Genomic DNA, 14,654 nt, shown 5'->3' on the forward strand with positions numbered 1-14,654 from the left:
TAAGCAAAACCCATGATAATAATAGCAATGAAGGCTTCGATAATCAAAACAGGTCAATTTTGCTTTATAATATTGAATGTTTTTGATTTTTATCAGAACAAAATATGTTTATAACGAGGGCGGTTTTTGTATAGTGACTTAAGAGTATAAAGAAATTTTCATCTTTTTGCTTGCTATTATTGACGAATAAATTCAAGAACCATACACCCTATTTTGAAAGAGTGTAATTTTTAGGATAAATAATGATGCGTGATCAGTGTGATACCCTCAACCTTACGCCTGAATTAAAAGATGCAGCTTCTCAATCGAGAACTTGGCCATTTGAAGAAGCACGTAAGATTATCAAACGGTATGAAAAAACGGGTTATCCAGACAGTGTGATATTTGAAACAGGTTATGGCCCTTCTGGTTTACCGCATATTGGAACTTTTGGGGAAGTTGCACGTACAACCATGGTGCGTCATGCATTTCATATTCTCACGGAGAATAAAGTAAAAACAAAATTACTTTGTTTTTCTGATGATATGGATGGTTTGCGCAAGGTTCCTGAGAATGTGCCTGATCGCGAGAGGATGGAACATTATCTTGGTCAACCGTTGAGCCGTGTACCCGACCCTTTTGGAGATGATTATCCTTCTTTTGGAGCGGCAAATAATGCGCGGTTACGGGCTTTCCTTGATCGTTTTGGTTTTGATTATGAATTTGCAAGTGCTACGGATTATTACAATTCCGGTCGTTTTGATGAAACACTTTTGAAAATCCTTGCCTGTTATGACAAGGTTATGGCAATTATTTTACCAACATTAGGTGAAGAACGGCAAGCGACCTATTCACTCTTTCTACCGATTTCTCCCTTTTCTGGAAAAGTATTACAGGTACCGATGATTGCGCGTAATGTTGAAAAAGGGACTGTCACTTATATTGAACCTGAAACAGGAGAAACCATAGAAACAGAGGTTACGGGGGGCAAAGTTAAGTGTCAGTGGAAGGTAGATTGGGCAATGCGTTGGACAGCACTTAGCATTGATTATGAAATGGCCGGAAAAGACCTTATCGATTCCACAAATCTTTCTTCTAAAATTTGTAAAGTATTAGGTGGAAAGCCCCCAGAAGGATTCAACTATGAGCTCTTTTTAGATGAGAAAGGGCAGAAAATTTCCAAATCCAAGGGAAATGGCTTAACCATTGATGAATGGCTTACATATGCCCCAACAGAGAGTTTAGGGCTTTATATGTTTTCAAAACCTAAAACAGCAAAAAGGCTTTATTTTGATGTTATTCCTAAAGCTGTAGATGAATATTATGCTCATCTTTCTGCTTATGGTCGTCAAAGTTGGCAAGAACGGCTTAGTAATCCTGTATGGCATATTCATAATGGTTGTCCACCGCAGGTTGATTTGCCTGTATCCTTTGCGATGCTTTTAAATTTGGTAAGTGCTTCAAATGCGGAGAATGCAGAAGTTCTTTGGGGTTTTATTTCTCGTTACGCTAAAGAAGCAAATTCACAAACTTATCCAGAACTTGATCAATTGGTGAAGTTTGCCATTAAATATTTTGATGTTTTTGTTAAACCAAACAAGAAATTTCGTATACCAGATGATAGCGAACGAGCAACATTAGCACAAATTGATGAAAAATTAGCTCATTTACCTGAAACTGTTGATGGCAACATATTACAAAATATGCTTCTTGATGTTGCAAGGTTAACGGAACGCTATCAAGATCATAGCAAAAAAAGCCCTGAAGGTGGGCCTGGTGTTTCTAATGTTTTTTTTCAAATGTTGTATGAAGTCCTTCTTGGACAAGAGCGAGGTCCACGATGGGGATCATTTATAGCGCTTTATGGGATTAATGAAATGCGTGCACTGATTGCTGAAACACTTGCACGTCCTGTGGAGGAATAATGGAACGAAGAGTGCAGGAAGTAAAGCGACGCCGTACATTTGCAATTATTGCTCACCCAGATGCGGGGAAAACAACATTAACAGAAAAGCTTTTATTGTTTGGTGGTGCTATTCAACTTGCAGGAGAAGTAAAAGCCAAAAAAGATCGTATTCAAACCCGTTCTGATTGGATGAATATTGAGCGTGATCGTGGTATTTCCGTTGTGACTTCGGTGATGACGTTTGAATATGAAAATCATATTTTTAATCTCCTAGATACTCCAGGACATGAGGACTTTGCGGATGATACGTATCGCACTCTCACAGCTGTTGATAGTGCTATCATGGTATTGGATGGGGCACGCGGAATTGAGCCAAGAACACTGAAATTGTTTGAAGTATGTCGGATGCGGGATATTCCTATTGTTACGTTTATCAATAAAATGGATCGTGAGGCACGTGATCCTATAGAGCTTTTAGATGAAATTGAAGAAAAGCTTGCTCTTGATACCGCGCCTATAACATGGCCAATTGGTACGGGTAAAGATTTTGTTGGTACCTATGACCTTCATCATAATCGTTTTCGTCAAAAAGATGATGAGATAACACAGCAAATAGTTTCAAATCCCAGAGAGGTTGTCCATTTACTCCCTGAATATCAACGTTCCACTTTTATTGAAGGGGTAGAACTTGCTCAAAGTGTTTGCAAGAATTTTGATCTTCAAGCTTTCCGTGAAGGTCATATGACTCCGGTTTATTTTGGTTCAGCTTTACGAAATTTTGGTGTTCGTGATTTGATCAATGCACTTATTGATTTTGGTCAAAGTCCTCGTGATCAAAGTGCAGATCAGCGCAATATCATAGCAACTGAACCTAAAATGACGGGATTTGTTTTTAAAATTCAAGCGAATATGGATCCTAATCATCGTGATCGTATTGCATTTTTTCGGGTATGCTCGGGAACACTTGAACGTGGTATGAAAACAAAGTTGGTCCGAACAGGAAAACCGATGACACTTTCGGCTCCACAATTTTTCTTTGCGCGTTCGCGCCAAATTGCTGATCAAGCCTATGCTGGTGATATCGTAGGGATCCCTAATCATGGAACATTGCGTATCGGCGATACTTTGACTGAAGGAGAAGATATCCTCTTTAAGGGAGTACCAAATTTTGCACCAGAGATTTTGCGTCGTGTTTGTTTAGGCGATCCAATGAAAGCAAAAAAGCTCAAAGAAGCTTTGCAACAAATGGCTGAAGAAGGGGTTGTACAATTGTTTATTCCTGATGATGGGTCGCCTTCTCTCATTGGTGTTATTGGTGCTTTGCAAATTGATGTCTTAAAAGAACGATTAAAAATAGAATATTCTTTGCCAGTGAATTTTGAGTCTGCGCGCTTTAATTTATGCCGTTGGATTTCAGCGCAGAGCAAAGATGAGTTGCAAAAGTTTCTCAGCAATCACCACTCTGCTATTGCGTATGATTTAGAAGGTGATCCAGTTTTTTTAGCGGAGAACCATTTTTCATTAAATTATGAAGCAGAAAGAGCTCCTAAGATAAAATTTTCTACTTTTAAAGATTATCAAGTAAGCTTTTAATGTAAAGAAGAATTTTTTATGTAACAATTTGGTTGATAATGATTTTTCATATTGAGTTGGGGATCTGAATATTGTTATTTTTTCTGAAAACAAAAGGAGTATGTAAAGAACACTTTCAGATTGCACTGTATAAAGAATACGGTAAATTTATTTTATAATATTCAATAAGTTATAATATATTTGTAATTGTAACGTCTTTTAAAATTTTGATATATTTTTTCACAATAGCTTAAGACAAGGTCATATATTTCAGTATTTTGAATGTCAGCTAAAAATCTCCTGTATAAATAGAGCTTTTCAGTTTTTTCTTGTATGAAAATTGTATACAGTCAAAATAAAGCAAATAATCAATAAGATGAAATTTGTTATTCCCAATATGAGATCATATGACTTATAAACCACGTGTCTTTTCTATATCTTCTGGAATGGCTTTTTTGCCTCACTTTGTTGAGGCACTGCTCTCCGGTACCCTTATTGATAATTTCGCTCCCAATGGAGACATTCAAACTGCCCTTGCCGATAGCCTTATTTATGTTCCGACACGTCGTGCTGCTCGCGCTTTACGTTTAGCCTTTGTTGAAAGAAGCGATACACAATCAACTTTCTTACCAACCATTCGTGCTCTAGGAGATGTCGATGAAGACAGTTTCCTTTTTGTTGAAAATCATACCAGCACTCTGAATCCACCCATTGGAAAAAGTGAACGCTTACTGCTTTTAGCGCGCCTTATTCGCCCATGGCGTGAAAATTTACCTGCGCATCTGCGTGCCATGTTTGGTACAGAAGATGTACTTATTCCGGCTCATAGTGCTGATGCAATTTGGCTTGCTCAGGATTTAGCGCATTTGATGGACGAAATTGAAACAGAAGGAGCAGATTGGTCGAAACTTAAAGATATTGCACCTGATATGGTCGCTGAATGGTGGCAAATAACGCTCGACTTTCTGACTATTGTTACGCAAAATTGGCCACAAATCTTGACCGAAAGGCAACGAAGCAATCCCGCGGAATGGCGTAATCAAGCACTCACAATGCATGCAGAGACTTTGCGATGCACGCAGCCTGATAAACCTATCATTGCTGCTGGTGTGTCAGGTTCTATGCCCGCAGTTTCTCATCTTTTAAAGGTTATAGCTTCTCTGCCCAAAGGGGCTGTTGTTCTTCCTGGCCTTGATCTTCATATGGATGAAGAACAATGGAATGCACTAAGCACAAGCAATAAAGAAAAAACAGCTTGTGATTTTTTTGATCCTGCAGAAAATGTTTTTAGCCATCCTCAATATCATTTAAAAAAACTTCTAACTCTCATGGAGTGTCAACGTCATCATGTTTGCGAAATTGGCCAACAAAGTATAACAAAGAAAAAACGAATGGCTCTTTTATCAGAAGCACTCCGACCTGCTTCTACAACAGATAAATGGATACAAATTGTCCGTGATGATTATGAAAATCTTTGTGCAGATTGGTCATTTATTGAAGCTATAAATGAACGTGAAGAAGCTCTCGCTATAGCTGTTACCTTACGCAAAGCTATTGAAGAACCTCAAAAAACTGCGGCTCTTATTACAAATGACCGTAATTTAGCACGCCGTGTTGCCGTGGAATTACAGCGATTTGGAATTGAAGCAAATGATTCAGGCGGAATACCACTTGCACAAACATTGCCTGTAACTCTCTTACGACTTATCTTAGAAAATGTATTGCAACCTGATGATCCCATTGTTTTTCTTTCTCTTCTTAAACATCCCCTTACAACACTCCAACAAAATCGTCATCGTTTACGGGAAATGGCAGAAAATTTTGAACTTTTTGTTCTTCGAGGGAATACAGGGCGTATTAATCTTTGCGAGTGTGATCAATTTCTTGAAAAATGGATTGAAACATACTTTCATAATAGTTCTGAAATCAACGCTCTTGATCAGCAGAAATGTGAAGAAGCACGTTTCCTTTGTCATCTTTTGAGGACAGCTGTTGAACCTTTAACATCTCTTATGAAACAAGAGAAAGAATGCACCATCAATGAGGCTGCAATAGCAACTGTTGAGGTTTTTGAAAATTTTGGTCGCAATGAGGATAATTCTCTTGCACATCTTTATCAACATGAAGCAGGACAAGCCTTATCAAATTTTCTACGTGAATTGGTCAGTGATCAATCCGGATTAACATTTCATCTTTGCGAATGGCCTGCTATGTTTTCTGCCATAATAGCAACTCGTTCCGTCGCACCTTCGCCTGGGGGACATCCACGTTTATTCATCTGGGGTACTTTGGAATCGCGTTTGCAAACGGTTGATACAGTGGTCATCGGCGGTCTTAATGAAGGGTCATGGCCAATATCAACCCGAAATGATGCTTTTTTATCGCGACCGATGAAAATGATGTTAACTCTGGAACCACCAGAGCAGCGTATTGGTCTTTCTGCGCATGATTTTCAATGGGCGATGGGAATGGATAAAGTGGTGATGAGTCGCGCATTGCGCGTTAATCATACGCCTTCCATTCCATCACGCTGGCTACAACGCATGGAAACAGTTGTAGGAAAACAGGTTTGGGAACAAATCCGTGAACGAGGTGAAATACTACGCCATTGGGCAAAGATGCTTGATCATACAAGCATAACTTCTGAGGTGGAACGTCCTTGCCCTTCTCCACCTCTTGATATACGCCCGCGCCATTTTTCAGTCACTGAAATAGAAACATTGCGATATGATCCCTATGCTATTTATGCCAAAAAAATCTTAAGGCTCAAACCACTTAAAGAACTTATTCATGATCCTAGCGCTTCAGAACGAGGAACACTTTATCACGCTATTCTTGCAGCTTTTTGCACACAAATGAAAAATCCAAATGCTGCAAATGCACTCAATGTACTGCTTGCTATTGGGCGTAAAGAGTTTGATAAGTTCAATTTTCCACCCGATATTGAAGTAATTTGGTGGAATAGTTTTGAAAACCTTGCTCCACGCTTTATTCAATGGGAACAAAGTTTAGGGCTGCGAGAGCGATATTCGGAAGTGGTATCACAAAAAATTCCTATAGGAACAACAGGAGTAACCCTTTCAGGACGCGCTGATCGTCTTGATGTTTTGCCAGATAAAACGGTTGAAATTCTAGATTTCAAAACCGGAACCCCTCCTTCATCAAAACAAGTTCGTGAATTATTATTTCCGCAATTGGCTTTAGAAACAGCTTTACTCATACAAGGGGGCTTCCCAGATTTTCAAGATTTTACACCCTCAAATTTATTTTACATTCCCCTTAACAAAAAAGGTGAAATTAAATCCCAATCAATTCTTTTAAAGAAAAAAGACGGAAAAACTTATCTAAGTGCTGTTGATCTTGCTGAAAATGCATGGGAAAATCTTATCGCACTCATAACTTATTATCAAAATCCACAACAAGGCTATCTCTCACATGCTGTCCCCATGTCAAAACGATATGAAGGTGACTACGACCATTTGGCTCGGTTGTGGGAATGGTCAAGTGGTTTTCATAAAGAAGAGTAATCATGACGTTTTTTTCTATTCCTGAAGCCGCTCTTGATGCACAAGCAACAGCAACACATCCCCAAAAAAACGTGTGGGTTTCTGCAAATGCTGGATCTGGAAAAACCCACGTTTTAAGTGAACGTGTTATCCGTTTGCTTTTAAACGGTACGCCTCCAGCACGTATTTTATGCCTTACTTATACAAGAGCTGCTGCTGCTGTTATGCAATCACGAATTTTTCGCACGCTTTCTAGTTGGAATGAGCTCGATGATGCACAGCTGCAAGAAACCTTAACACGGTTTGAAAAAAAACCTGTTAATGCGCAAAAACTAACTTATGCACGGCAACTCTTTGCGCGTGCCCTCGAAACGCCTGGTGGCTTAAAAATTCAAACGATTCATGCTTTTTGTGAAGCTCTCTTACATCAATTTATGTTAGAAGCCAATATTGCAGGGCATTTTGAACTTCCCGATGATATCGGTCGAAAAAAATTACAACAAGAATCCCGTCGCGAACTTTTAGCCCGTCGTGATGTACAACCTGCTTTGCAGCTGTTACTTCAAGTTATTAGCGAACATACTTTTAATCAATTGCTCTATGAGGCAGTTGAAAAGCAACATAAATTGTCTGATTTTTTATCTTCTCTTTTATCTGAAAATGGAGAAGAAAAATTGCGCGCGCTTTTTAACTTAGCGCCCAATGAAACAAATCAATATCTTCTGGAACAAATTAAACAAACAGCGCGCCTTCCTCTTTATGCTCTTAAGCATTGTGAAACCAATGGTAATCAAAGCTTTAAGGATATGGTGGCAAAACTTTCCCAATTAGAAAAGGTGCATGATGAGACAAATATTCTCAATATTATTTCTGATGTTTATTTTACAACAAAAGGTGAGCCGCGTAATTTTTCACATTTATCTCATAAAAAATCAGACGAAATTTGGCCTTTTATTCAACAAATGCTTGAAGATAAACAAAACAAGCTTTCTGTTCTTTTAGAAAAATATCAATGCGCAAAGGTTGCCACCCTCAATATGGCTGCTTTTCAGCTCTGTACTATTTATCTCAAAATTTATAAGAATCTAAAAAAGTCCAATGGCTTCTTAGACTTTGATGACCTTATTGAGCGTACACTTCATTTGTTACAGCGCAAAGGTGCAAGCCAATGGGTGCACTATAAACTTGATCAGGGACTTGATCATATTCTACTTGATGAAGCACAAGACACCAACCCTGAGCAATGGCAAATTATTCAACTGTTGGCACAGGAATTTTTTTCAGGGTATAGCCAACGAACAAACATACGCACTCTTTTTGCCGTTGGAGATGAAAAGCAATCTATTTATTCTTTTCAAGGCGCTGCTCCAGAAAATTTTGCTGCAAATGGACGAATTATTCAAAAAAAAGTGCAGCAAACAAATCAGCAATTTGAAAAAATACAACTGCATTATTCTTTTCGCTCTACAGCAGATGTTCTTAAAAGCGTTGATCTTGTTTTTGAAACACCAGAAAACTATAAAGGACTTTCGGCAGACAATACAAAAACGGTGCATGAAGCTATCCGTGTTCACAGTCCCGGTGAAGTTGTTATATGGGATGCCATTTCAAAAGAAACGAGTGAGTTTCCTCAAGATTGGCATGCAACTGTTAATCATTTAGATACACCTGAAGTCCGTTTAGCAGAAAAAATTGCTGAAACGATTGCTGACTGGTTACAAAAAGGCGAAATGCTTCCAGCAAAAGGACGCTTAATACGTGCAAGTGATATTATGATCTTGGTCCGTAAACGTGATCAATTTGTCTCAGCTCTTTCTCGTGCTCTTAAACACCGTAATATTCCCGTAGCAGGGGCTGATCGTTTACAGCTTACCAAACATATTAGTATCCGTGATTTAATGGCGCTTGCGCGTTTTGTTTTACAGCCACAAGATGATCTTTCTCTTGCTTGTGTTTTAAAAAGCCCACTTTTTGCTTTTAGTGAAGAGGAACTCTATCAGCTTGCCGCACACCGCACCGGCTCTCTTTGGCAAAGTCTGTGTGCGCATACATCATCGCAGGTATCTTTTAAAGATGCTTTTGAGAAGCTAAACCATTATCGTGCTTTAGTGGATCAAATACCGGTTTTTGAATTCTATAGCTATATTCTGAACAATGATAAGGGACGGCAAAAAATTCTATCCCGTTTAGGATCTGAAGCAAATGATGTGCTCGATGCTTTTATGGATTATACGCTCACTATTCAAAAAACAGGATTACCAGGATTACAAGCTTTTTTAGAAACATTAAGTGCAAGCGAACCAGAAATTAAACGTGAATTTGAACAAAGTAATGAAGAAATTCGCATTATGACTGTTCATGCTGCAAAAGGACTAGAGGCTGCTGTTGTGTTTTTAGTCGATCCTGGCAGTGCGATTTGGCATCCTCAGCATGCGCCTCACTTGCTTAAAGTTCCTTTAAACAATGCACAATGGAACGGAAAACAAGCCTTTATTTGGCATCCCAATGAAAAGTTTAATACAAAACTCTCTAAACAAGCAATTTCATATTTAAAAGAGCGTGCAGAAGAAGAATATAGGCGTCTTCTTTATGTAGGAATGACACGCGCTGAAGATCGCTTGTTTATTTGTGGGTATAAAGGTCCGAAAACGCCATCTCATACATGGTTACAACTCGTAAAAAAAGCCCTCGAACCGCATGCCCTTGCTATAAAAGATTCTTCGGAAGATATTGCAGCTTGGCGTTATTGCATTACACCGCCTTCTTCTACTTCTATAAACCAAAAAATTTCTTCCGTTGAGTGCCAAACACTTCCACCTCTACCAGACTTTTTCTCCCATAAAGTCCCAGCAGAACCGGTGCTCCCAAAACCGTTAAAACCGTCAGTGGCGAGCCTTTCCATTGAAGCTGATACAGAGCTATTCTCAAATCCAAAACAGTTTACCACTTCACCTGTTTTAGGAGCCATGAACACAAACAGAGCTTTTTCCATTGAATATGGTAATCTCGTTCACCGATTGTTACAGTATTTGCCCGATTGTCCCCCACAAAAACGTCGAGATTATGCTCGAAACTATCTCAATATCAAAGCCTCTCATTGGCATGAGAGCCAAAGAGAAGATGCTCTTTGCCATATTTGGAAAATATTAGATCATGTTTATCTCAAACCCCTTTTCTCTGAGCATTCACGTGCTGAGGTCTCCTTAATGGGTATTGTGAAAATTCGTGGAAAAGAACAAGCAATCTCTGGTCAAATTGACCGTCTCTACATAACGCAAAACAGCGTTATCTTTGCAGATTTTAAAACAGGAACCCCGCCAGAAAATGAAGCTGCTATTGCTTCCCATCATTGGTTGCAAATGGCTCTTTATCGAAAATTATTGCAAGCTATTCATCCCGATAAAGATATACAGGCTCTGCTTATCTACAGTAAAGAAGCCAAAATTTTTAAACTTCCTCCAGAAAAACTTGAGGCATTTCTTAGTGAAGTTGCCTTATAAGTTAGTCTTTTCCCTGCAAAGCATTTTTACACTTTATTTACTTTCATAAAATCGCTCAAACAAACACAACGCACAATCCCTGGTATAAAAAAGTCCTTTAATAATTTATCTTTGCAATAACTTGATATGAATTGTTATTATACCAATCTATAAAAGGTGAATATAAAGGATAAATCAATGACGTGTATAAAAGTTGATAAGGACAATTTCGAAAGTGAAGTTCTAACCTCTTCCACCCCTGTTGTGGTTGATTTTTGGGCAGAATGGTGTGGCCCTTGCAAAGTGATTGCTCCAATTTTGGATGAAATTTCAATAGAAATGCAAAATCAAGTTAAAATTGCTAAGGTAAATATTGATGAAAATCCGGAACTGGCTACCCAATACGGAGTACGTTCTATCCCTACATTACTAATGTTTAAAAATGGAAATATTTCATCGAATATGGTTGGCGCTACCTCTAAAGGACGTCTTTCTGAATGGATAAAAGATGGGCTTAGTTAATTCCACATATAATCACTATAAAGGAGAGAAATTTTGTCTCTCCTTTTGACTTTTTTAAAATATTCTTTTTTGCATTATATTATAATGAAAAGACAATAAAAATCAAAATTTTAAATGAATTTAAGAATTCGTGCTTTTATGCATGATTCAATTGACCATTTTTTATAAAAAATTGCTTTGTATGAAGAATATATGCAATTCTTTCCTTATAGGCGCGTTAAAAATATTGGGTGAATGATAATTTCATTAAAGGTATTTCTTCTTAAATAAGACTATTGAGATAGATAGTGTTTTCAACACATAAAGGGAGATTTTAAGCAAAAACTTTGCAAATTACTTTTCTGAAGCTCACAATTTTTAAGCAGAAAGAGACAAGCAATTCACTACAGGTTATATAATGCTCTTCTAAAGGGTTATCACTTCAATTTAAAATTCTCTTATACTATTCTCTAAAATCAAAATTGTAGGTATCAGATTCTCTAAAATAAATTGATGAATTTCTATAAATTAACGGCTGTCCTTTGCAATTTATGTCATTGTTATATAAAAGAGTCAGCATTTCGTTTCATCTTCCATGGTTGGTGCCTCCATGAAGCCTTCTTTATGTTGTCCATCATCTCAGATTTCATAGGTAGTACTGAGGTATTATCAAATTAAAAAATGATGATGTTCATGTTTTTTTAAAATGTACGAATTGTAAAAGACTGTTGCAAACATTCAATGGAATGTTGCGCTGATCTAACTGTTACATGACGCCCATGTTCTTTATAGTGTAAGGTGAGTGCAAAAGTGGCGAGTTCTAAAAGAGCTGTATTTCTTTCTGGCCATTCAACAAGTAAAATATTTTTCTCACGAGTTTCATGAAGCCCTAATTCATCAATTTCTTCTGCCATAGAAAGGCGATAAAGATCAGCATGAATAATTTCAAACTTTGGAAGTTGATAGCTTTGCACAAGAGTAAAAGTAGGGCTTGGAACATCCATAGTGTTATCGTTCGCAAGTGTTTGAATGATTGTACGTGCAATGGTTGATTTTCCAGTTCCAAGATCTCCTTGCAGCGTTACAAGATCTCCTGGCTTTAAAGAAAGAGCTAAATTTTGTGCAAAAAGCTTTGTTGCCTCTTCATTTTCAAGAAAAAAACTAAAATTCATTAAAAGTTCCATGAAATGGATGAAAAATTTTTGTTATCATAAAGGTTAAAATTAAAAAATCGTATCTCCTTTGGAGAGTGGGAAAAAACATTTAACTGTTGTTCCTTTTCCAGAACCGGTAAGAATTTCAACATGTCCACCGTGTAGTTCAACGAAACTTTTTACAAGGGAAAGGCCAAGACCCGCTCCCGCACGCCCACCATGGTGTGAATGGGAAGAAAAACGTTTAAAAATACGATCAAGGACGTCCTCTGGGATATCAGAGCCCTGATTGTGAACGCTAAAGACAATGTTATCATCTTGTTCATCGACGCAAAATTCAATAGTACTCGCCTCCGTTGCAAAATTAATAGCATTACTCAGTACATTCACAAAAATTTGATGCAAGCGCTTTTCATCAGCAGAAATAGAATTTAAGGAAGGAGAAATTTGTTGTAAAAGCGTAATATGCCGTCCATTAAGGCGATCTTCTACACGTGCTACTGCTTGTATCATAGCATCGGCAATGTTAACCGATTTTATGTCCAACTCCATAATGCCTGCATCAAGGGTAGCAAGATCAAGAATATCGTTAACAATATTTAAAAGAGTTCCTGATTCTGAATGAATGTGTTCAAGATATTCTTGTTGACGTTCATTGATAGAGCCGAAAATTTGATCACGTAAAATATCGGAAAATCCAATAATATTGGTGAGAGGTGTGCGTAATTCATAAGAAACATGTTGGACAAATTCATTACGCAAACGATCAGCACTTTCTAATGCTTCATTTTTTTCTTGAAGAGCACGCGCAACATGGACAGTGTCCGTAACATTCACAAAAGTAAGCATCGTTTGTCCATTAGGAAGAGGGACCAGAGTATAGTCAATAATCATATCATTTTTAAGATCTATACGACCTGAAAATGTTTCACGTTTTTCAGCAAAACCGGTAATGAACTTGGTAAATTGATCCCATTCTTGCCCCAAGGTTAAGGCTGAACAATGGCTTTGTAACTGTGTAATATGGGTTCCTTCTACCAGTAAATTATAAGGAAGAGACCACAATTTCGACAAGGCAGGATTCGATAAGCGAAGGCGTCCATCAGTACCAAAAACGACCACACCTTCAGAAAGTTTATCAAGTGTTTCACCTTGTATTTTAATAAGTGTATTATAACGGCGCTCAAGATCAATTTTTTCTGTAAGGTTTTCGTAAAGCCAAGTGACACCTCCTTGTGGATGAGGGTTCGAGACAACACGCACCGTACGTCCATCTGGAAGATTCCAAATTTGTTGGTTCGATTCTGTTTGCCAATAGGCTTTTAAAAGTTCTTCTTTCCATGCGCGCCAATCAGGGTGTTCAGCAATGAGCCCCTTTTCACGTAAACGTTCAAGAAACAATGTATGGCTTGGTTCACTTTCTAAAAAAGAACTCTCCAACGGCCATAAAATTTTGAAAGCATGATTACAGAATTTTAATTTTTGGTTTGTATCAAAAATGGCTACAGCTGTTGAAATTTGGTCAAGTGTTTCACAATGGCTTTGAAGAACATATCTTAATTCATGAGCAAGATTTTCATATGCGCTGTCATCACGTGCAAAAGCTGCCATCCCTTCAGCTGTTGTAATACGTGTGAGATGAAAACGGTGCCGTTCTCCACCAATAACCGTATGAACATGTTCTTGAAAAATTGTTTCTGTTTCATCTGTTTTGCGTTGTGTATTTTCATTGAAAAGATCCCCCACGTCATCACTGTCTTCACGAAAGTCTGTCATTTCTCTAAAGGCGCGATTGATAAAACAAACTTTTCCTTCACAATCTTTTATCCATACGGGCTCTTGAATAAGATCAAGAAGATTACGCTGCATTCTCAGTTCAGTAAGAAGGCGGGCGATATCTTTCTGTAAACGAGAATTTTCACTCTGTTGTTTTGAGATATCTTGAAAACGAGCAATGGCGACTGTTCCTGCGATGACTCCTGTAACTTGTAGCAGTACATTGTTTGTGGTGGTGATAGAAAGATCAAAAGGGTGACATTTACAACGTAGTTGAGTCAATGCATAATCAAGTTCTCGCAGAGAATTTTCTTCAACCCAGAGCTCAAAACGCTGAAAATCTTTCTGATCGATTCCTATTTTTTGCAATGCAGAAAGAGCACCAACAACACGGGGTAAGGTTGTTGGATTTTCCCAAATAAGAAGGAATTGCTCGGTTTCTTCCAGAAGCCATTCATAATATTTAAGTTTTTCAGAAAAATTTGCCTGAATTATCTTCAAAGGCTTCTGTGCAGTTTTTTTTGCACGCACGGTAACAGCTATACACGAGAGAAGTGAAGCACAAGAAATTCCTCCACACAGCGCTAAAAGCAGCCATGGACCATTCGGAAAAGTGAAGAAAAATGGTAAATAACCTTCCAATGACTGAGCAAAAGCGCATGTTGGAGAAAAAAAGAAAAAAAAGAAAAATATATACGTATAGATTCGGATCTCTTTTTGAGTTTTTTCTTTGGGGTTATAGTCACCAAAGCTGAGCACGGCATCTTTCCCTTTTTTAACC

General features: G+C 38.0%; 7 protein-coding genes. 5 read left to right on the forward strand and 2 right to left on the reverse strand.

Translation table 11 applies throughout. The features are described 5' to 3' along the window. Positions 1 to 242 precede the first annotated feature (242 nt). The 5 genes from ACFINH_RS03055 (at position 243) to trxA (ending at position 10,964) form a co-directional block, all read left to right on the forward strand. Positions 243 to 1,904, forward strand: a complete 1,662-nt coding sequence (locus ACFINH_RS03055; protein WP_375632122.1) for a lysine--tRNA ligase — start codon at positions 243 to 245, stop codon at positions 1,902 to 1,904. Continuing rightward, positions 1,904 to 3,478: a peptide chain release factor 3 gene (locus ACFINH_RS03060; protein WP_375632123.1), complete on the forward strand. Its 1,575-nt coding sequence runs from the start codon at positions 1,904 to 1,906 to the stop codon at positions 3,476 to 3,478. The genes ACFINH_RS03055 and ACFINH_RS03060 overlap by 1 nt, the downstream gene beginning before the upstream one ends. Positions 3,479 to 3,864: 386 nt before the next feature. Further along, on the forward strand, positions 3,865 to 6,984 hold the full coding sequence (gene addB, locus ACFINH_RS03065; protein WP_375632124.1) for a double-strand break repair protein AddB: 3,120 nt from the start codon (positions 3,865 to 3,867) through the stop codon (positions 6,982 to 6,984). A gap of 2 nt (positions 6,985 to 6,986) precedes the next feature. Beyond that, positions 6,987 to 10,463 (forward strand): double-strand break repair helicase AddA, encoded by a 3,477-nt coding sequence (gene addA, locus ACFINH_RS03070; protein WP_375632125.1) that lies wholly within the window; start codon positions 6,987 to 6,989, stop codon positions 10,461 to 10,463. 177 nt (positions 10,464 to 10,640) lie between these two features. Further along, positions 10,641 to 10,964 carry a thioredoxin gene (gene trxA / locus ACFINH_RS03075; protein WP_375611361.1) on the forward strand — a complete coding sequence of 108 codons (324 nt, stop codon included), beginning with the start codon at positions 10,641 to 10,643 and terminating at the stop codon, positions 10,962 to 10,964. Positions 10,965 to 11,644: 680 nt separating this feature from the next. Here the strand turns inward: trxA and tsaE are convergent. Next, positions 11,645 to 12,115 carry a tRNA (adenosine(37)-N6)-threonylcarbamoyltransferase complex ATPase subunit type 1 TsaE gene (tsaE, locus tag ACFINH_RS03080; protein ID WP_375632126.1) on the reverse strand — a complete coding sequence of 157 codons (471 nt, stop codon included), beginning with the start codon at positions 12,113 to 12,115 and terminating at the stop codon, positions 11,645 to 11,647. A gap of 51 nt (positions 12,116 to 12,166) precedes the next feature. Next, a complete protein-coding gene (locus ACFINH_RS03085) occupies positions 12,167 to 14,632 on the reverse strand; it encodes an ATP-binding protein (RefSeq protein WP_375632127.1) in 2,466 nt (821 codons plus the stop codon). Positions 14,633 to 14,654 lie beyond the last annotated feature (22 nt).

Source organism: Bartonella sp. AA74HLJMH, from assembly GCF_042197045.1.
Lineage (GTDB): Bacteria > Pseudomonadota > Alphaproteobacteria > Rhizobiales > Rhizobiaceae > Bartonella.